The 17,433-nt window shown below is 69.6% G+C and carries 20 protein-coding genes; 10 read left to right on the top strand and 10 right to left on the bottom strand.

Annotated elements, in window-relative coordinates:
* The first annotated feature begins 15 nt into the window (after positions 1-15).
* Positions 16-252, top strand: a complete 237-nt coding sequence (gene rpsR / locus N4P33_RS04590; protein ID WP_003949403.1) for a 30S ribosomal protein S18 — start codon at positions 16-18, stop codon at positions 250-252.
* Positions 253-270: 18 nt separating this feature from the next.
* Positions 271-717 carry a 50S ribosomal protein L9 gene (rplI, locus tag N4P33_RS04585; protein ID WP_260824903.1) on the top strand — a complete coding sequence of 149 codons (447 nt, stop codon included), beginning with the start codon at positions 271-273 and terminating at the stop codon, positions 715-717.
* A gap of 95 nt (positions 718-812) precedes the next feature.
* Here the strand turns inward: rplI and N4P33_RS04580 are convergent, their stop codons facing one another.
* The gene (locus tag N4P33_RS04580) at positions 813-2,150 is read right to left on the bottom strand and encodes an MATE family efflux transporter (RefSeq protein ID WP_260824902.1); all 1,338 of its coding nucleotides are present in this window, start codon (positions 2,148-2,150) and stop codon (positions 813-815) included.
* A 459-nt stretch (positions 2,151-2,609) separates the two neighbouring features.
* On the opposite strand from N4P33_RS04580, the gene dnaB reads away from it, so the two are divergent.
* A complete protein-coding gene (gene dnaB, locus N4P33_RS04575; RefSeq protein WP_260824901.1) occupies positions 2,610-4,088 on the top strand; it encodes a replicative DNA helicase in 1,479 nt (492 codons plus the stop codon).
* A 23-nt stretch (positions 4,089-4,111) separates the two neighbouring features.
* The gene (locus tag N4P33_RS04570) at positions 4,112-5,497 is read left to right on the top strand and encodes a serine hydrolase (protein ID WP_260824900.1); all 1,386 of its coding nucleotides are present in this window, start codon (positions 4,112-4,114) and stop codon (positions 5,495-5,497) included.
* Positions 5,498-5,589: 92 nt separating this feature from the next.
* On the opposite strand, the gene N4P33_RS04565 is transcribed toward N4P33_RS04570, so the two are convergent.
* Together N4P33_RS04565 and N4P33_RS04560 are read right to left on the bottom strand one after the other, a co-directional pair.
* Positions 5,590-6,042 (bottom strand): GNAT family N-acetyltransferase, encoded by a 453-nt coding sequence (locus tag N4P33_RS04565; protein ID WP_260824898.1) that lies wholly within the window; start codon positions 6,040-6,042, stop codon positions 5,590-5,592.
* Positions 6,043-6,075: 33 nt separating this feature from the next.
* The gene (locus N4P33_RS04560) at positions 6,076-6,540 is read right to left on the bottom strand and encodes a MarR family winged helix-turn-helix transcriptional regulator (protein WP_260824897.1); all 465 of its coding nucleotides are present in this window, start codon (positions 6,538-6,540) and stop codon (positions 6,076-6,078) included.
* Between the two features lie 139 nt (positions 6,541-6,679).
* Between N4P33_RS04560 and N4P33_RS04555 the strand changes: the two genes are divergently transcribed.
* Both N4P33_RS04555 and N4P33_RS04550 read left to right on the top strand, forming a co-directional pair.
* The gene (locus tag N4P33_RS04555; protein WP_260824896.1) at positions 6,680-7,888 is read left to right on the top strand and encodes an MFS transporter; all 1,209 of its coding nucleotides are present in this window, start codon (positions 6,680-6,682) and stop codon (positions 7,886-7,888) included.
* A 95-nt stretch (positions 7,889-7,983) separates the two neighbouring features.
* Positions 7,984-8,406, top strand: a complete 423-nt coding sequence (locus N4P33_RS04550) for a heme-binding protein (protein ID WP_260824895.1) — start codon at positions 7,984-7,986, stop codon at positions 8,404-8,406.
* Positions 8,407-8,447: 41 nt separating this feature from the next.
* Here the strand turns inward: N4P33_RS04550 and N4P33_RS04545 are convergent, their stop codons facing one another.
* The 6 genes from N4P33_RS04545 to N4P33_RS04520 form a co-directional block, all read right to left on the bottom strand.
* On the bottom strand, positions 8,448-9,314 hold the full coding sequence (locus N4P33_RS04545; protein WP_260824894.1) for a GNAT family N-acetyltransferase: 867 nt from the start codon (positions 9,312-9,314) through the stop codon (positions 8,448-8,450).
* Between the two features lie 168 nt (positions 9,315-9,482).
* Positions 9,483-9,965: an NUDIX domain-containing protein gene (locus tag N4P33_RS04540; protein ID WP_260824893.1), complete on the bottom strand. Its 483-nt coding sequence runs from the start codon at positions 9,963-9,965 to the stop codon at positions 9,483-9,485.
* Between the two features lie 87 nt (positions 9,966-10,052).
* Positions 10,053-10,958 (bottom strand): LysR family transcriptional regulator, encoded by a 906-nt coding sequence (locus tag N4P33_RS04535; protein ID WP_260824892.1) that lies wholly within the window; start codon positions 10,956-10,958, stop codon positions 10,053-10,055.
* 230 nt (positions 10,959-11,188) lie between these two features.
* Entirely contained in the window at positions 11,189-12,433 is a 1,245-nt protein-coding gene (locus N4P33_RS04530; protein ID WP_260824891.1) for a cystathionine gamma-lyase, read from the bottom strand.
* On the bottom strand, positions 12,430-12,921 hold the full coding sequence (locus N4P33_RS04525) for a low molecular weight protein-tyrosine-phosphatase (protein ID WP_260824890.1): 492 nt from the start codon (positions 12,919-12,921) through the stop codon (positions 12,430-12,432). Before N4P33_RS04525 ends, N4P33_RS04530 begins: the two co-directional genes overlap by 4 nt.
* A 5-nt stretch (positions 12,922-12,926) precedes the next feature.
* Positions 12,927-13,304, bottom strand: coding sequence for a phage holin family protein (locus N4P33_RS04520; protein ID WP_260824888.1), 378 nt, complete (start codon positions 13,302-13,304; stop codon positions 12,927-12,929).
* A gap of 56 nt (positions 13,305-13,360) precedes the next feature.
* On the opposite strand from N4P33_RS04520, the gene N4P33_RS04515 reads away from it, so the two are divergent.
* The 4 genes from N4P33_RS04515 (at position 13,361) to N4P33_RS04500 (ending at position 15,630) form a co-directional block, all read left to right on the top strand.
* Positions 13,361-13,678, top strand: a complete 318-nt coding sequence (locus tag N4P33_RS04515; RefSeq protein ID WP_260824887.1) for a cupin domain-containing protein — start codon at positions 13,361-13,363, stop codon at positions 13,676-13,678.
* Between the two features lie 149 nt (positions 13,679-13,827).
* Entirely contained in the window at positions 13,828-14,040 is a 213-nt protein-coding gene (locus N4P33_RS04510; RefSeq protein WP_260824885.1) for a DUF5326 family protein, read from the top strand.
* 342 nt (positions 14,041-14,382) lie between these two features.
* Complete coding sequence (locus N4P33_RS04505; RefSeq protein WP_260824936.1) at positions 14,383-15,096, top strand: IclR family transcriptional regulator; 714 nt, start codon at positions 14,383-14,385, stop codon at positions 15,094-15,096.
* Positions 15,097-15,195: 99 nt separating this feature from the next.
* A complete protein-coding gene (locus tag N4P33_RS04500; protein WP_260824884.1) occupies positions 15,196-15,630 on the top strand; it encodes an SsgA family sporulation/cell division regulator in 435 nt (144 codons plus the stop codon).
* Between the two features lie 240 nt (positions 15,631-15,870).
* Here the strand turns inward: N4P33_RS04500 and N4P33_RS04495 are convergent, their stop codons facing one another.
* Positions 15,871-17,271 carry a YibE/F family protein gene (locus N4P33_RS04495; RefSeq protein ID WP_260824883.1) on the bottom strand — a complete coding sequence of 467 codons (1,401 nt, stop codon included), beginning with the start codon at positions 17,269-17,271 and terminating at the stop codon, positions 15,871-15,873.
* Positions 17,272-17,433 lie beyond the last annotated feature (162 nt).

Raw genomic sequence — 17,433 nt, 5'->3', positions numbered from 1 at the left:
CACAGGAGATACACCATGGCGAAGCCGCCTGTGCGCAAGCCGAAGAAGAAGGTCTGCGCATTCTGCAAGGACAAGGTCACGTACGTGGACTACAAGGACACGAACATGCTGCGGAAGTTCATTTCCGACCGCGGCAAGATCCGTGCCCGCCGCGTGACCGGCAACTGCACGCAGCACCAGCGTGACGTCGCCACGGCCGTCAAGAACAGCCGTGAGATGGCGCTGCTGCCCTACACCTCCACCGCGCGATAAGGGAAGGGTGACCGACTCATGAAGATCATCCTCACCCACGAGGTCTCCGGCCTCGGTGCCGCGGGCGACGTCGTCGACGTCAAGGACGGTTACGCTCGCAACTACCTGATCCCGCGGAAGCTCGCGATCCGCTGGACCAAGGGTGGCGAGAAGGACGTCGAGCAGATCCGCCGCGCTCGCAAGATCCACGAGATCCAGACCATCGAGCAGGCCAACCAGGTGAAGGCCCAGCTCGAGGGCGTCAAGGTCCGCCTCGCGGTCCGCTCCGGCGACGCCGGTCGTCTCTTCGGTTCCGTCACCCCGGCCGACATCGCTTCCGCGATCAAGGACGCCGGTGGCCCCGAGGTCGACAAGCGCCGCATCGAGCTCGGTACGCCGATCAAGACCCTGGGCGCTCACGAGACGTCCGTGCGTCTGCACCCCGAGGTTGCCGCCAAGGTCAACATCGAGGTCGTCGCGGCCTGATCGCCGCGCTCGCTGAAGCAGTGAGCAAGGGGGCCGCACCCTTCGGGGTGCGGCCCCCTTGTCGTCGCCGCGCGCAGATGTTTCACGTGAAACGCTCAGCGCGTGGCGCCCGTGACGATCCAGCGGCCGGAGCGGGTACGGAGCCACAGCGTCAGCATCCGTACGGTCATCATGAGCGTCATCGTGGCCCACAGCGCGGTGAGTCCACCGCCGAGGAACGGGACCATCAGGGCGGCCGGAGTGAAGACCGCCAGGGTCAGCAGCATCGCCCAGGCGAGGTATGGTCCGTCGCCCGCGCCCATCAGGACGCCGTCCAGGACGAAGACGATGCCGGAGATCGGCTGGGACAGGGCCACGATCACCAGGGCCGGCAGTGCTGCGTCCTGCACGGCGGAGTCGCTGGTGAACAGCGGCAGGAACACCGGGCGGGCGAGCACCACCAGGACACCGAGGACCACCCCGACCCCGATGCCCCACTCCACCATCCGGCGGCAGGCGTCACGGGCGCCTTCGACGTCACCGGCCCCCAGATAGCGTCCGATGATGGCCTGTCCGGCGATGGCGATGGCGTCCAGCGCGAAGGCGAGCAGACTCCACAGGGAGAGGATGATCTGGTGGGCCGCGATATCGGCGTCGCCGAGGCGCGCGGCCACCGCTGTGGCGATCAGCAGGATCGCCCTGAGCGACAGGGTGCGCACCAGCAGCGGTACGCCCGCCTGTGCCGAGGCCTTGATCCCCGCGGCGTGCGGGCGCAGCGAGGCCCCGTGCTTGCGGGCGCCGCGCAGCACCACGGCCAGGTAGACAGCGGCCATCGCGCACTGGGCGATGACCGTGCCCCAGGCGGACCCCGCGATGCCGAGGCCGGCGCCGTAGACGAGCGCGACGTTGAGAACACCGTTGGCGACGAAGCCGCCGACGGCGACATACAGCGGAGTCCTGGTGTCCTGCAGCCCGCGCAGGAGGCCGGTGGCGGCCAGCACGACCAGCATCGCCGGTATGCCGAGTGACGAGATCCGCAGATAGGTGGTGGCGTAGGGGGCCGCTGTGTCGGAGGCGCCGAAGAGGTCCACCAGGGCGGGGGCGGTGGGCAGGACGACGGCGATGACGGCGGCGCCGAGCAGCAGGGCCAGCCAGATGCCGTCCATCCCCTGGCGGATGGCTGCCGGAAGGTCACCCGCGCCCACGCGTCGGGCGACGGCGGCGGTGGTGGCGTAGGCCAGGAAGACGAAGACGCTGACGGCGGTCATGAGGAGGGCCGAGGCGACGCCGAGACCGGCGAGCTGTGCCGTGCCGAGATGCCCGACGATCGCGCTGTCGGCCATGACGAAAAGCGGCTCGGCGACGAGGGCGCCGAAGGCGGGAACGGCCAGCATGACGATCTCGCGGTCATGCCGCCGCCGGGCGGCTCGGGGGCGCGCGGGGGCCTGTGTCATGTGCACCAATCTAATCGTCCACAGGTAAGAGATGCAAAGCTTTTGTGACCCTTACTTGAGGTCCTGAGGTGTGTGCTTGGGTACACGACCTGAAGTGATCTTGATCCGACTGGGGAAGTTTTTCTTCTGCACAGCCGGTGGATGGCAAAGACGCAGGTCAGGAGTCCTTCTGGTGAAGCGAGCAGAGCTTGTTCACAGGGCTGTCCACCGGGTCGTGCACAGGTTTTGAGGAGTTGTCCACAGCATTGGGGCCGTCGTCCACATGGCCTGTGGATAACCAGATTGGCTGACGGTGCCGTCGGGCCTACGGTTGTCCGGCGCCCGCTCCGCCTGCCGGTCTGGAAAACACCACAAAACCGGCGCGCGTCAACCGGAGTTGGGCCTCTTATTTGTCAGTGCCGTGCCGTAGAACAGAGGGGCACGGCGAGGTCCGCTCGGCGGACGGGAGGAGGTGGCTCGGTGAGCATTTCCGAGCCCTTGGACGACCCGTGGGCCGACAGCGGTCCCAGCGATCGTCTGCCCGCCTCCCGCCGCCGTGACGACGGGGGCCGTGGCCGGGACGAGCAGCACGACCGCGGCCGGGACAGCGGAGTGTGGGACGGCGGGGGATCCGCGTTCGAGCGGGTTCCGCCGCAGGACCTCGAGGCCGAGCAGTCCGTGCTGGGCGGCATGCTGCTGTCCAAGGACGCCATCGCCGACGTCGTCGAGATCCTCAAGGGCCACGACTTCTACAAGCCGGCCCACGAGACCATCTACACGGCCGTCCTCGACGTGTACGCGCGAGGCGAGCCGGCCGACCCCATCACCATCGCCGCCGAGCTGACCAAGCGCGGCGAGATCAACAAGGTCGGAGGGGCCTCCTATCTGCACACGCTCGTGCAGATGGTGCCCACGGCGGCCAACGCGGCGTACTACGCGGAGATCGTGCACGAGCGCGCCGTGCTGCGCCGGCTGGTCGAGGCGGGCACGCGCATCACCCAGATGGGATACGCGGCCGACGACGACGTCGACGAGATCGTCAACCGCGCCCAGGCCGAGATCTACGCGGTCACCGAGCAGCGCACCAGCGAGGACTATCTGCCGCTCGGCGACATCATGGAGGGCGCGCTCGACGAGATCGAGGCGATCGGATCGCGCAGCGGCGAGATGACCGGCGTCCCCACCGGCTTCACCGACTTCGACTCGCTCACCAACGGACTGCACCCGGGGCAGATGATCGTCATCGCCGCGCGTCCCGCTATGGGTAAGTCGACGCTGGCGCTGGACTTCGCGAGGGCGGCGTCGATCAAGCACAACCTGCCGAGTGTCATCTTCTCGCTCGAGATGGGGCGCAACGAGATCGCGATGCGTCTGCTGTCGGCCGAGGCCCGGGTCGCCCTGCACCACATGCGGTCCGGCACGATGACCGACGAGGACTGGACCCGGCTGGCGCGCCGGATGCCGGACGTGTCGGCCGCGCCGCTCTACATCGACGACTCCCCGAACCTGTCGATGATGGAGATCCGCGCCAAGTGCCGCCGTCTGAAGCAGCGCAACGACCTGAAGCTCGTCGTCATCGACTACCTCCAGCTGATGCAGTCCGGCGGTTCCAAGCGCGCCGAGAGCCGTCAGCAGGAGGTCTCGGACATGTCCCGTAACCTCAAGCTGCTGGCCAAGGAGCTGGAGATCCCGGTCATCGCGCTCTCCCAGCTGAACCGTGGTCCCGAGCAGCGCACGGACAAGAAGCCGATGGTCTCCGACCTCCGCGAGTCCGGCTCCATCGAGCAGGACGCCGACATGGTCATCCTGCTGCACCGCGAGGACGCGTACGAGAAGGAGTCGCCTCGTGCGGGTGAGGCCGACCTGATCGTCGCCAAGCACCGAAACGGCCCGACGGCCACGATCACGGTCGCCTTCCAGGGGCACTACTCGCGTTTCGTCGACATGGCGCAGACCTGATCGATTCCTGCTGAACTGAGGGCATGACGACACCTCAGGAAGAGCTGCTGCCCGGTACGCGCCGCGCGCTGCTGCACCGGATCGCCGTAGCGCAGGCGGAGGGGCGTGCACCGTCCCTGGTCGCGACGGTCGTGCGGGGCGGCGATGCCGTGTGGTCGGGGGCGCGGACCTCGGTGGAGGGGCAGACTCCGGATGAGAACGTGCAGTACCGGATCGGTTCGATCACCAAGACCTTCACCGCCGTGCTGGTCCTCCGGCTGCGGGACGAGGGGGTGCTCGATCTCGGGGATCCTCTGGAGAAGCACCTTTCCGGAACAGGCGCCGGAGAGGCGACCGTCGCCGAACTGCTCGCGCACGCCGGCGGACTGACGGCCGAGCCGCCTGGCCCGTGGTGGGAGCGCACTGCGGGTTCTCTGCGTCCCGAGCTGGCCGATGTGCTGGGTGAGCGGCCCCTGGTGCATCCGGTGGGCCGCCGGTTCCACTACTCGAACCCCGGATACGCGTTGCTCGGTGCGCTGGTCGAGAAGGTGAGAGGGGCGTCGTGGGAGGACGTGCTTCGGCGTGAAGTGCTCGAACCTCTGGGGCTGAGTCGTACGAGCGTGCGTCCGCAGGCGCCGCACGCGGGTGGCTGGGCGGTTCATCCCTGGGCGGATGTGCTGCTGCCGGAGCCGCAGGAGGATCTCGGACGGATGGCCGCCGCGGGACAACTGTGGTCCACGACGCGGGACTTGGGACGCTTCGCGGCCTTCCTGGCCAACGGGGACGAGCGGGTGCTGAGCGCGGAGTCCGTGCGGGAGATGCGGACGCCTGCGGCGGCGGTCGAGACCGCGGACGTCGCCGCCGGGTATGCGTACGGCCTGGGCTTGGAGGTTCGTCATCAGGGCGGACGGATCCTCGTGGGCCACTCCGGGTCCCTGCCGGGTTTCCTCGCGTGTCTCGCGATCAGTGTGGAGGACGACGTGGCAGCGGTCGTCCTGGCGAACTGCACGTCCGGTCCGCCGGTGTCCTCGATCGCCGCCGATCTCGTCCGGATCGTGGCCGAGGCGGAACCGCGTATCCCTGACCCCTGGAAGCCGTTGCGGGAGGCCGATGCCACGGTGCTCGAACTGGTGGGGCAGTGGTACTGGGGCACGCACGCCTTCGCCCTGCGGCTCTCGGGCGACGGGCTGGTCTCGCTGGGGCCGCTGAGCGGCAACGGCCGCCGCTCACGCTTCCGTTCCAACGGAGATGGCACGTGGACGGGTCTCGAGGGCTATTACGCCGGTGAGCTTCTGCGGCCCGTGCGGCGTGCGGACGGGTCCGTGAGCCATCTCGACCTCGGGTCGTTCGTGTTCACGCGCCTACCGTACGACGAGGACGCTCCCGTGCCGGGGGGCGTGGATCCCGAGGGGTGGCGGGGGATCGGTTAGCCATCACCGGACGACCGAGCCGGTTGCGAGCCGGGGGCTGTTTCACGTGAAACAGCGCCCGGCTCGTCTCGTACGGTGACGCCGCACGTCTGCTACAGCGCCAGCTTGAAGCCGACATGGGACGCAGTGAATCCGAGCCGCTCGTAGAAGCGGCGGGCATCGGTGCGGCTGCTGTCCGACGTCAGCTGGACCAGTCGGCAGTCCTGGCGACGGGACTCGTCGACGGCCCACTCGATGAGCCGCGTGCCCAGGCCGCTGCCCCGCTCGGCGGCGTGGATGCGGACGCCCTCGATGATCGACCTGGTGGCACCGCGGCGCGACAGCCCGGGAACGATGGTGAGCTGCAGCGTGCCGATGACCCGACCCCCGCGAACCGCGACGACCAGATGCTGGTTCGGATCGGAGCTGAGCCGTTCGAACGCGGCCAGGTAGGGGCCGAGGTCGTCCGGCGACTCGCGTTCGGCGCCCAAGGGATCGTCGGCGAGCATGCCGACGATGGCGGGGATGTCGTCGGCGACCGCGGTGCGTATCTCAAGATCTCCCATGGCCGCAGCGTACGCAGCGTGGCCGGCCTCGCTCTATGCGGGGACCGGCGCCTTGAGGGTCTCGACGGCGCGGACCAGAGGGGCCAGATCGGGGTTCTTCGCCGCTTCGTCCAGGGCTTGGCGCAGGGCGGCGTCATTGGTCGGCCGGGCCTCCTCCAGAAGCTGGAGACCGGCCTCCGTGACATTGGTGTAGATGCCACGCCGGTCCGTGGGGCACAGATAGCGCTCCAGCAGCCCTCGGTCCTCGAGCCGCGTGACCAGCCGGGTGGTGGCGCTCTGGCTGAGGACCACCGCGTCGGCGACCTGCTTCATCTGCAGATGGCCGCCCTCGCCGTCGTGCTGCCGGCTCAGCACGTCGAGCAGGGAGTACTCGCGCACGCTCAGGTCGTGCCCGGCCTGAAGAGCGCGCTCGATGTGCGCCTCGATCCTCCCGTGCAGCAGGGAAAGGGCGCACCAGCCCTGGGCGAGGGCGGTGAGGGCGGGATCCGTGGCGGTCATGGGCGTTTCCTCCGTCCAGGAGCGGCTGAACCCAGGATAGAGCAGCGGCGCAATAGACCGCGCTTGCAAATAAAACGCGCCTGCAACTATTGTCGAAGCACGTAAAGCGCTCCTGCAACGACCTGGAAGGTCTGTCCTCATGCCTCTCGCGCTTCTGGCCCTGGCGATCGGGGCCTTCGGGATCGGAACCACGGAGTTCGTGATCATGGGCTTGCTGCCCGAGGTCGCGGGTGACTTCGGCGTCTCCATCCCCACCGCCGGCTACCTGGTGACCGGCTACGCCCTGGGTGTCGTGCTCGGTGCGCCGCTGATGACCGCCCTCGGCACCCGGGTCTCCCGCAAGCGGATGCTGATGCTGCTGATGGGCCTGTTCATCGCCGGCAACCTGCTCTCGGCGCTGGCACCCGCCTTCGGCGTCATGCTGCTCGGACGTGTCGTCGCTTCGCTGGCCCACGGAGCCTTCTTCGGCATCGGCTCGGTGGTCGCCGCGGACCTGGTCGCCCCGGACAAGAAGGCCGGAGCCATCGCCCTGATGTTCACCGGCCTCACCGTCGCCAATGTCGTCGGCGTCCCGCTCGGCACCCTCGTCGGCCAGTCCATCGGCTGGCGCGTCACCTTCGGCATCGTCGCCGTGCTCGGTGTCGTCGGACTGGCCGGGGTCGCCCGGCTCGTGCCGGACCTGCCCAAGCCCGAGGGTGTGCGGCTGCGCCACGAGCTGGCCGCCCTCAAGAACGTCCAGGTGCTGCTCGCCATGGCGATGACCGTCCTCGGCTTCGGCGGAGTCTTCGCGGCCATCACCTACATCGCGCCGATGATGACCCACGTCGCCGGCTTCGCCGACGGCTCGGTCACCTGGCTGCTCGTCCTCTTCGGCCTCGGCATGGTGGGCGGCAATCTCGTCGGCGGCAGGTATGCGGACCGCGCCCTGATGCCCATGCTGTACGTGTCCCTTGGGGCCCTCGCCGTGGTCCTCGCGCTGTTCACCCTGACCGCGCACGACAAGGTCCTCGCGGCCGTCACCATCGCCCTGATCGGAGCCCTGGGCTTCGCCAGCGTTCCGCCGCTGCAGAAGCGTGTACTGGACCAGGCCCACGGTGCCCCCACGCTGGCCTCGGCCGTCAACATCGGCGCCTTCAATCTCGGCAACGCCCTGTCCGCCTGGCTCGGTGGACTGGTGATCGCGGCCGGTCTCGGCTACACCGCGCCCAACTGGGTCGGCGCCGCCCTCGCCGCGGCCGCTCTGGTCCTGGCCTTCGTCTCGGCCGCCCTGGAGCGCCGGGAGGCACGCACCGGGACCGTGGTCGCCGGCTCCGCCCCCGCCGAGCAGCGCGGCGTCCTCATCCACTGACCCGTGAGCCGTGGCTGCGGGTCAGGGCCGCCCCACAGCACCGGCCCCCCTCCGCAGAGCAAGTCGTAAGACCCCGCACCTCAAGGAGAACCCTCATGAGCACCACCACAGCCGTCGCCCCGCTCACCACGGCGGACGCCGAAGCACTCGTCACCGCGGCGCGTCGGGCCGCCGAGGCAGCCGGAGCCACCGTCAGCGTCACGGTGCTCGACGCCGGCGGACATCTGCTCGCCTTCCGGCGGGACGACCGCGCCGTGCTGATCTCCGGCGAGACCAGCACCCGCAAGGCGTACACGGCCCTGCAGCTGAACGCGCCCACCGCTGATCTCGTCGGGGCCGTGCAGCCCGGGGGTCCGTTCCACACGCTGCCGACCGCACTCGACCGGCCGCTGCTGTTCATCGCCGGCGGGCTGCCCCTTCGGCGTGAGGGTCGTCTGATCGGCGCGATCGGTGTGGGCGGCGGTGCGCCGGAGCAGGATCACGCTTTCGCGGAGGCCGCCATCGCGCTCCTCGGCTGAGAACGGCGGCGCCCTCAGCGGGCGCCACCCCCTTCTCGGTCTCAGCCCGCCGCGACCGTCAGCGGCGCGAAACGGCGGCTCCAGTCACCCGGTAGGTCCGCGATGCCGTACGTCATGACCGCGTTGAAGGCGACGGACGCGAGGCCGTGCTGCTTCGCCCAGTCCAGCAGCCCCTCGTGCCGGACGTCGATGTCGGTGCGCAGCGGACGGTCGGTGTGGTCGGCGAGCGAGGCGATGAGGGCCTTGGCCGTCGCCGTGTCACGGGCGATCAGCGGGCCCACGACATGCGTGTCCATGTTGGGCCAGGCCGCCGCGTATCCGATGAGGCGACCCTCCGCCTCGGCGACCCGCAGTTGATCGGCGAAGGCCGGGAGGCGGGTGAGGACGTGCGTGCGGTCCGCCCCGAACACCTCGTGATCGAGCCGGAGGATTCCCGGAAGGTCCTCGGCGGTCGCGGCACGCGTGGCGACCTCGGACACTGTGCCGTCGGGGACGAAGTGCCCGCGCAGCATCTCCGCGCGCCCAGTGACCTTGAAGCCGAGTTCCTCGTAGAGAGGCCGGCCGTACGGCGTCGCGTGCAACGTGAGGGGCGTGGTGCCCATCTCGTCGAGCACATGGCGCATGAGCCGGCGGCCGATCCCGCGACGGGCGTGCCGTTCGGCGACGAGCACCATGCCGATCGCACCCAGGACGGGGCGCTCCTGTGGCCCGTACTCGGTGACGACACAGGCGGTGACCAGCCCGCCGTCGGGGTCGTCGACCCCGTAGCCCTGCCCGGCCGAGAGGAGGAGGCCCCACTTGTGCTCCTCCCGAGGCCACCCCCGGTCCTCGGACAGGTCGGCGCAGGCGTGGAGATCGCGAAGCGTCAGGCGGCGGATGGGCAGGGAAGCAACAGAAGGTGTCGACACGCAGGTCAGGCTGTACGACAGGGGCCGCCGCCGTCCACCTGTTTCCACAGATCGGCAGGCGCTTTTGGCCATGCTCTCGCCGACTGACAGGACTCGGCCCTGGCCGCCCCCCCGTTTCACGTGAAACATGCCTGAACCCCGAGTGACCAACTCCGCGTGGCCGAGCGGTCAGCCCAAGTCGGGGGCATGCATGGCGCGGACGCCCTCGATGTTGCCGTCCAGGTAGTGCCGCAGGGACAGCGGAACGAGGTGGACGGAGGCGATGCCGACGCGGGTGAACGGTACGCGGACGATCTCGTACTCACCGGTCGGCTCGTCGACCTCCGGGCCATGGCGCAGGGAGGGGTCCATGGATTCGAGACGGCAGACGAAGAAGTGCTGCACCTTCACACCGGTGGCACCGCCGTCCTCGCCGATGTGCTCCACCGTGTCGACGAAGCAGGGCACCACATCGGTGATCTTCGCGCCGAGTTCCTCGTACACCTCGCGGTGCAGGGCGTCGACGACGGTCGGGTCCGATGGCTCGACCCCGCCGCCAGGGGTGAGCCAGTAGGGATCCATGCCGGGCTTGGTGCGCTTGATCAGGATCAGGTCGTCGCCGTCCAGCAGAACGGCACGGGCGGTGCGCTTGACCACGGGTCGGACGGTCATGGGAGAAATGTGGCCCGGCATGTTCCACGTGAAACATCGCATGCCGTCACCGCTCGCATGCGGCGTGTGCCGCATCGCCCCGACGGGTCAGCACCAGTCCTCCGCCGCTCGCTGCAACCACTCATGGGCGCGCGCGACATGGGGCAGGGCCAGCGTTCCCGTGCGGACGACCAGGAAGTACGTCCGCAACGGAGGAACCGCCGGTTCGTGCAGTGCGATCACATCGCCCCGTTCGATCGCCTCCGTACACAGATAGCGCGGCAGTACCGCCAGCCCGGCACCGGCGGCCGCGCATGCCAGCACCGCGCGGAGATCCGGAACGATGACGGTGCCCGTGGCAACGGGGCGGGAGTCGAAGACGGAAGCCCAATAGCGGGAGACGAAGGGCAGCGACTCGTGCACCTCGACCACCGGCACCTTCTCCAGAACGGATGCGCCGGTGCGCGGGAGCTTCTCGGCGTCGATCCGCTCGGCCCAGCGGGGAGCGGCGACCAGCACATGCTCCTCGTCGCAGAGAGCGGTCGCCGATAGCAGGGCACCGCGCGGCAGGATCGTGCTGATGGCCAGATCGTGATGACCGGCGGCCAGCCCCTCCAGCGCCTCCTCGGCGGTTCCGAAGGAGGCGCGCAGGGCGAGGCCCTGGCCGTCCTCGCCGGTCAGCTTCGTGAGCACGGGCAGCGCCCGTTCCGCTGTGAACTCGGGAGGCCCGGCCAAGTGCAGCGTGCGTAAGGAGGAGTCCTCCTCGATCCCGGTCTCGGCGATCTCGACCAGGGCGTCGAGATGCGGCGCCGCCTTGTGGGCGAGTTCGTCGCCGATGGTCGTGGGCGTCACCCCACGGGCCTGACGTAAGAACAAAGGCCGTCCGAGCTGCCGTTCCAGGGTCCGTATCTGGGAGGTCACGGCCGGCTGCGACAGGCCGAGCAGCGTGGCGGCACGGGTGAAGGAACCGGCCCGGTGCACGGTCACGAAGGTCCGCAGCAAGGCCAGATCCACGGCACACCCTCCCCTTTGTTCCCACTCCCGCCCCGGCCCCCGTGGACGCCCAACTATAAATAAGTCGATAGGTCGCTGTCGCTACTGTGATTGGACACTGACTACGAGTCAACTAGCCTTGGTCGCGCAGTTCTTCGCGCGCAGAACCGAGGACGGTCCGAGCCACGAGGGGGGAGGCTCGGACCGTCCGTCGCGCTGCGCCGGCTCTGTCCAACCGGCAGGGCACGTGGTCAGGCGGCTGATGCGTCCAGGGCCCGCAGCACATCGGCCACCAGGTCCTCCGGGTCCTCGCACCCGACGGAGAAGCGGACGAAGCCCTCCGGCACGGCGTCACCGCCCCAGCGACCACGCCGTTCCGCGGTGGACCGCACGCCACCAAAACTCGTCGCGTCGTCCACGAGCCGCAGCGCCTCGAGAAAACGGTCGGCACGCGCGCGCGAGGGAAGCGTGAAGGAGACCACGCACCCGTAGCGCCGCATCTGCTGCGAGGCGACCTTGTGCGAGGGGTCGTCCGGCAGTCCCGGATACCGGAGCCCGGTCACTTCGGGCCGCCCCTGGAGTGCCTGGGCGAGCGCGAGCGCGGTGGCGTTCTGCCGGTCGACCCGCAGCTGGAGCGTGGCGATCGAACGGTGTGCGAGCCACGCCTCCATGGGCCCGGGAATCGCACCGACGATCTTGCGCCACCTGCGCACGGCCGCCATCGCCTCGCCGTCCCGGCCGGTGACGTACCCCAGGAGGATGTCGCCGTGCCCGGTGAGCTGCTTGGTCCCGCTCGCGACCACGAAGTCGGCGCCGAGCTCCAGCGGGCGCTGGCCGAGCGGCGTCGCCAGGGTGTTGTCGACGGCCACGAGGGCTCCACGCGCGTGTGCCGCGTCGGCCAGCCGGCGCACGTCGCACACATCCAGCCCCGGGTTCGACGGCGTCTCGATCCACAGCAGCCGCGCACCGTCGAGGACGTCGAGCTGGGCGTCGCCGCCCGTCGGCGCGGTGCGCACCTCGATGCCGTATTCCTCCAGCTGCGTCCGCACCAGAGGCAGCGCCTGGTAGCCGTCGTCCGGCAGCACCACCGCGTCGCCCGTGCGCAGCTGGGAGAAGAGCACCGAGGAGATCGCGGCCATGCCCGACGCGAACACCAGTGTCTCGGCACCGTCCTGCCCAGGCGCCTCCAGCTCGCGGATGGCCCGTTCGAGCAGCGTCCAGGTGGGATTCTCGTCCCGGCCGTAGGTGTAGGGGCCCGTCGGGTCGCCCGGCAGGTGGAAGTGGGCGGCGAACACGGGGCCCGGAAGGGTCGGCTCGTGCTTGACCGGCTCGGGCAGCCCGGCGCGCACGGCGCGGGTCCCGTCCCCGGCACCGGCCGGGAACCCCGGCCCGTCGGCGGAATGGGGCGCGGAGCCCTCGCCGGAGGAAGCGCCGGCGCCCCAGGACGCCGCCTCCTCGCCCGTTCCGTGTCCGTCGTTCGCCGTCGCGTCACTCATGCCGCACGTCCCTCCACCTGCTCGCGTACCGCGGCGAGCAGCCCCGTGCTCGCCGCCTCCACCATCTCAAGGCAGGCGTCGAAGCCGTCGGCGTCCCCGTAGTACGGGTCGGGCACGTCGTGATCACCGCCGGCCGCGGGGTCGTAGGAACGCAGCAGTCGCACCTTGTCCGCGTCGCGCCGCGTGGGGGCCAGACGGCGCAGCGCCCTGAGGTGGCCCGAGTCGAGGGCGATGACGAGATCGAGGCGGGCGAACCAGGAAGGGTCGAACTGGCGGGCCGTGTGACCGGTGCCGTAGCCGTTCTCCTCCAGGACGGCCACTGCGCGGGGATCGGCGCCGTCCCCCTCGTGCCAGCCGCCCGTGCCGGCGCTGTCGACCTCGACCAGGCCCTCCAGGCCGGCCTCCGCCACCCGCGTGCGGAAGACGGACTCGGCCATCGGCGAGCGGCAGATGTTGCCGGTGCAGACGAAACAGACGCGGTAGGTCATCGGGATCAGTCCCCGTCGGGCAGGACGACGTTGAGCGCCCAGGAGACCACCGAGATGATCAGGCCGCCCAGCACGGCGGTCCAGAAGCCCTCGACGTGGAAGCTGAGGTCGAGCTGGTCGGCCAGCCAGGAGGTGAGCAGCAGCATCAGCGCGTTCACCACCAGGGTGAACAGGCCCAGCGTCAGGATGAGCAGAGGCAGGCTCAGCAGCTTCACGACCGGCTTGACCAGGAAGTTGACCAGGCCGAAGAGCAGCGCCACGAGTATCAGGGTGCCGGCCTTCTTGCCCGTGCTGTCACCGGTCAGGGTGATCTTGTCGAGCAGCCACACCGCGACCGCCAGGGCGCCCGCGTTGGCGATCGTCTTGACTAGGAAATTCTTCATGTGTCTGATCGTGGCAGACAGCGTCGGACAAGAGCAGTGAGGCAGGGGCGGACAAAGTGAAGGCATTCCGGCTGGACGAACTGGAGGCGGAACGCGCCGCCAACGAGGGGGCGTACCTCCAGTTCCTGCGGGAGCGGAACATGTCGGTCGGCCTCTACGCCCTGGACGCGGGCGAGCAGGATCCGCAGAAGCCGCACAACCAGGACGAGGTGTACTTCGTCGTCAGCGGTCGCGCCGCGATCACCGTCGGTATGGAGACCACGCAGGTGGCACGCGGCAGCGTGGTCTACGTACCGGCCGGCGTCGCGCACAAGTTCCACCACATCAGCGAGGACCTGCGGGTTCTGGTGGTGTTCTCTCCGCCCGAGAGCTGAGGCACCGTCTCCGGGTTCCCTAGGGGATCGGTCAGGGGAGGACAAGGGATCCGGGACCCCCGCCGGGCCCTTCGCCGCCCTAGCATCGAAGGCGGAACATCATCGACGCGACCCGGGACATGACGGGCGGAGAGGTAAGGACGAGGGCGATGCGAGAGATCTTCGTGGGACTGCCGTGGTGGGTGAAGTGGATCGCGGTGCCGGTCATCGCCCTGTTCGTGTTCGGCGGGCTGATAGCGAGCGTGGTCGGCTTCGTGATCGGGCTGCTGTTCAAGGTGCTGATCTTCGTCGCCCTGGTCGGCGGACTCATCTACGTCGTACGGAAGTTCACGTCGAGTTCGACGTCGCGCGGCGACTGGTGAGCGCGACGAGGGGCCGGTGAGCGGTAACAGGGATCACCGGTTCCCTCGGGCGGGGGAAGTTTCCCGGACAGGCCGTCCGGTGGCGGTGAGGGGCCGTTAGAGTCCGGAGCTCGACGCGGGGCGATCCCCGCGAGCGGCGTCCGCCCCCACCCGTGTTCCTCCGCACGGGCTGCCCCCTCGCATCGGGAGTAACCCTTGGCCACGGCTGAAACCGCCATGTCACTCACCACCCCCACACCCCTCCCCACGGTCCCCGCGCAGCCCCACTCCCCGGACCCCCCTGCATCCGGAGCCGCCGCGTCCGGCCCCACGGCGACTCTCATCGGCTCCGTCCAGCGCGCCATGCGTCTGCTGGAGACCGTCGCCGGTCACGCGCACGGCGCCCCGGCCAAGCAACTGGCCCGCGAGACGGGGCTGGCGCTTCCCACGACGTACCACCTGCTGCGCACGCTGGTGCACGAGGGCTATCTGCGCCGGGACAAAGGGCTGTTCTTCCTCGGCGAGGCGGCCGAGCGGCTGAGCGCGGCCGGGGCGCAGCAGAAACGTCGCAGCACGGTCGCCGACGCCTTCGCCCGCTGGCGGGACGCGATCGGCGTCCCCGTGTACTACGCGGTGTACCGCGAGGGCGAGATCACCGTCATGTGTGTCTCGGACACCCCCGGCAATCCGGCGGTCGAGGAGTGGGCCGACTTCCGGGAGACCGGTCACGCGCACGCGATCGGCCAGTGTCTGCTGTCCCAGCTCGACGAGCGGGCCCGGCGCGACCACCTCGACCGCTACCCGGTCCAGCCCCTCACGCCGTACACCGTCCGGGACAGCCACAGCCTTCTGCGCCGGCTGGAGCGGACGCGGCGCATGGACCTGGTGATCGAACGGCAGGAGTATGCCGTGGGGACGGTCTGTGCGGCGATCCCCGTCACGGTCGGCAGCACGGCCGCGACGATGGCCATCTCCCTGCCCGCACATCAGGCCGACCGGTTGCTCCCCGCGGCACAGCGGTTGCAGGCCGAGGCGGGGGCGCTGCTCGGGACGCTCGCGCTCTCTATCAGTATCTGAAAACTCACTCCTTGTGATCTGCTGTGTACGTTCAGCAAGATTCCACCAGTGTCCAGGGGTCCAGTCCCGGCCAGTCAGCGTCGAATGACGGGGTAGGCGATGCGCGAGTCCGTACAGGCAGAGGTCATGATGAGCTTTCTCGTGTCGGAGGAGCTGTCCTTCCGCATCCCGGTGGAGTTGCGCTACGACACCTGTGATCCCTACGCCGTGCGGTTGACCTTCCATCTTCCGGGGGATGCCCCGGTGACCTGGGCGTTCGGCCGGGAACTGCTGATCGACGGGGTCGGCCGCCCGTGCGGGGAAGGCGATGTACGGGTCTCGCCGGTCGACCCCGAGGTGCTGGGCGAGGTGCTGATCCGGCTTCAGGTGGGCGGCGACCAGGCGCTGTTCCGGGCATCCACGGCACCGCTCGTGGCCTTCCTCGACCGCACGGACAAACTGGTGCCGCTGGGCCAGGAGGGAGCGCTCGCCGACTTCGACGCCCACCTGGACGACGCGCTGGACCGGATCCTGGCCGAACAGAGCGCTGGGTGAAGCGTTACGCCAAGAGGGTGTTCCTCGGCGGAATCCTTGAGGGAGTTCCGCCATGGGCATGCGGCCGTATCGCTGTGCAGGAACGCTTCTGCGGGGCCGGTGCCGTGGTTGGGGCAGATGCGTGGCTCGAGGCGGGGCCGCCTCAAGGCGAGGGCCGACCAAGGGCCCGCTGCCGCCGTGGAGCCGCCGGTGCTACGGAAGACCCGGCGACACCATTGACCCGCCTCCCAGTAGCCGACCTCAGCGCTTACGGCGCCTGCCCCGGCCGCCCCGAGCCGCCAACGGCCGGTTGCCCTGCGCCGATTCGCGTCCGCCCTGCGCCGGTTCCCGTCCGTTCGTCGGCCGGTCGGCGGAGACCACCAGGGCGGCCAGCGCCGTGGTGACCGGTACCGACGCCACCAGCCCGATGGAGCCGATCAGCGTGCGGACGATCTCCTCCGCGACCAGTTCGCTGTTGGCGACCGTCCCCACCCCGCTCTGCGCGATGGAGAACAGCAGCAGCAGCGGCAGCGCGGCGCCCGCGTAGGCGAGGACCAGCGTGTTGACCACGGACGCGATGTGGTCCCGGCCGATGCGGATACCGGCCCGGTACAGCCCGCGCCAGCCCATCGACGGGTTGGCCTCGTGCAGCTCCCAGACCGCCGATGTCTGGGTGACCGTCACATCGTCGAGGACACCGAGCGAACCGATGATGACACCGGCCAGCAGCAGACCGCTCATGTCGATCTCCGGGTAGAGCCCGTGGATCAGACCGGTGTTGTCGTCGGTGTCGCCGGTGAGCGCGGCCCAGCCGATGAAGACCGAGCCGAGAACGCCGATCAGCAGCAGCGAGATCAAGGTGCCGAGCACCGCCACGGACGTCCGCGCGGACAGTCCGTGACAGAGATACAGGGCGAGCAGCATGATGGCGCTCGCCCCGACCACCGCCACGATCAGCGGGTTGGAGCCCTGCAGGATCGCGGGCAGGATGAAGTAGGTCAGCACCAGGAAGCTGATCGCCAGCGCGACCAGCGCCATCAGTCCGCGCAGCCGGCCCACGACCACCACGGCCAGCGCGAAGATGCCGGCGAGCAGGGCGAGGGGCAGCCGCCGGTTGATGTCCGTCACCGAGTACTGCAGGTCCTCGGGCGCGGAGGGCTCGTACGCGACCACGACCTCCTGGCCCTCGCTCAGCTGCCGGGACTGGTCCGGCTGCACGATCTCGGTGAAGGTGCGGCCCGAGTCCTTGCCGGAATCGACCCGGATCGTCGCCTTCTTGCAGGTGCCGTCCGCCTGCTGCTGGGCCGAGGAGCCCTCCGCGGTGGAGGTGTCACCGGTCGGGACGCCGCCTGAGGCGTTCACGTCCTTGCAGTTCACCTCCACCACCTTGGTGACCGTGGCCTCCTGCGTCTGGCGGTCGAAGCCGACGCCGGTCCGCTCGTGCTCCGGTGCGCCGCCGGGCCACAGCACGGCGAGGCCGACCAGCACCGCGGTGGCGAACGGGATGAGGATCGCCGCGATCACCTTGCGCAGATGCTGGGAGACGGGGGCGGCCGGGCCATGGCTGTGACTGTGCCCGTGCGCATGGCCGTGACCGGTTCCGGTGCCGGATCCAGGGGGCGGTTCGGGCGGTGGGAACGAAGGAGGCTGCGAAGGAGTCACCGACCGATCATCGCAAGAACGAGGGGGGCCCTCTGTTCACCGCGCCAGGATTGACGCTAGCGTGGGGGCACCTTTTGTACACGCGGGAGCTCGGAGCACCGGGCTGAGAGGGCGCTGACCTCCGTCCCAGCGATGTTTCACATGAAACATCACCCATCGCGA

The sequence above is a fragment of the Streptomyces sp. 15-116A genome, from assembly GCF_025290915.1.
GTDB lineage: Bacteria > Actinomycetota > Actinomycetes > Streptomycetales > Streptomycetaceae > Streptomyces.
Note: the sequence above shows the minus strand (reverse complement) of the source record. Positions and strands in the feature narration are given on the sequence as shown.

Bases quoted from the DNA above. Each gene is read 5' to 3' on its own strand.
- rpsR (WP_003949403.1), top strand. From the start codon at position 16: ATGGCGAAGCCGCCTGTGCGCAAGCCGAAGAAGAAGGTCTGCGCATTC.
- rplI (WP_260824903.1), top strand. From the start codon at position 271: ATGAAGATCATCCTCACCCACGAGGTCTCCGGCCTCGGTGCCGCGGGC.
- N4P33_RS04580 (WP_260824902.1), bottom strand. From the start codon at position 2,150: ATGACACAGGCCCCCGCGCGCCCCCGAGCCGCCCGGCGGCGGCATGAC.
- N4P33_RS04570 (WP_260824900.1), top strand. From the start codon at position 4,112: ATGACGACACCTCAGGAAGAGCTGCTGCCCGGTACGCGCCGCGCGCTG.
- N4P33_RS04565 (WP_260824898.1), bottom strand. From the start codon at position 6,042: ATGGGAGATCTTGAGATACGCACCGCGGTCGCCGACGACATCCCCGCC.
- N4P33_RS04560 (WP_260824897.1), bottom strand. From the start codon at position 6,540: ATGACCGCCACGGATCCCGCCCTCACCGCCCTCGCCCAGGGCTGGTGC.
- N4P33_RS04555 (WP_260824896.1), top strand. From the start codon at position 6,680: ATGCCTCTCGCGCTTCTGGCCCTGGCGATCGGGGCCTTCGGGATCGGA.
- N4P33_RS04550 (WP_260824895.1), top strand. From the start codon at position 7,984: ATGAGCACCACCACAGCCGTCGCCCCGCTCACCACGGCGGACGCCGAA.
- N4P33_RS04540 (WP_260824893.1), bottom strand. From the start codon at position 9,965: ATGACCGTCCGACCCGTGGTCAAGCGCACCGCCCGTGCCGTTCTGCTG.
- N4P33_RS04530 (WP_260824891.1), bottom strand. From the start codon at position 12,433: ATGAGTGACGCGACGGCGAACGACGGACACGGAACGGGCGAGGAGGCG.
- N4P33_RS04525 (WP_260824890.1), bottom strand. From the start codon at position 12,921: ATGACCTACCGCGTCTGTTTCGTCTGCACCGGCAACATCTGCCGCTCG.
- N4P33_RS04520 (WP_260824888.1), bottom strand. From the start codon at position 13,304: ATGAAGAATTTCCTAGTCAAGACGATCGCCAACGCGGGCGCCCTGGCG.
- N4P33_RS04510 (WP_260824885.1), top strand. From the start codon at position 13,828: ATGCGAGAGATCTTCGTGGGACTGCCGTGGTGGGTGAAGTGGATCGCG.
- N4P33_RS04505 (WP_260824936.1), top strand. From the start codon at position 14,383: ATGCGTCTGCTGGAGACCGTCGCCGGTCACGCGCACGGCGCCCCGGCC.
- N4P33_RS04500 (WP_260824884.1), top strand. From the start codon at position 15,196: ATGCGCGAGTCCGTACAGGCAGAGGTCATGATGAGCTTTCTCGTGTCG.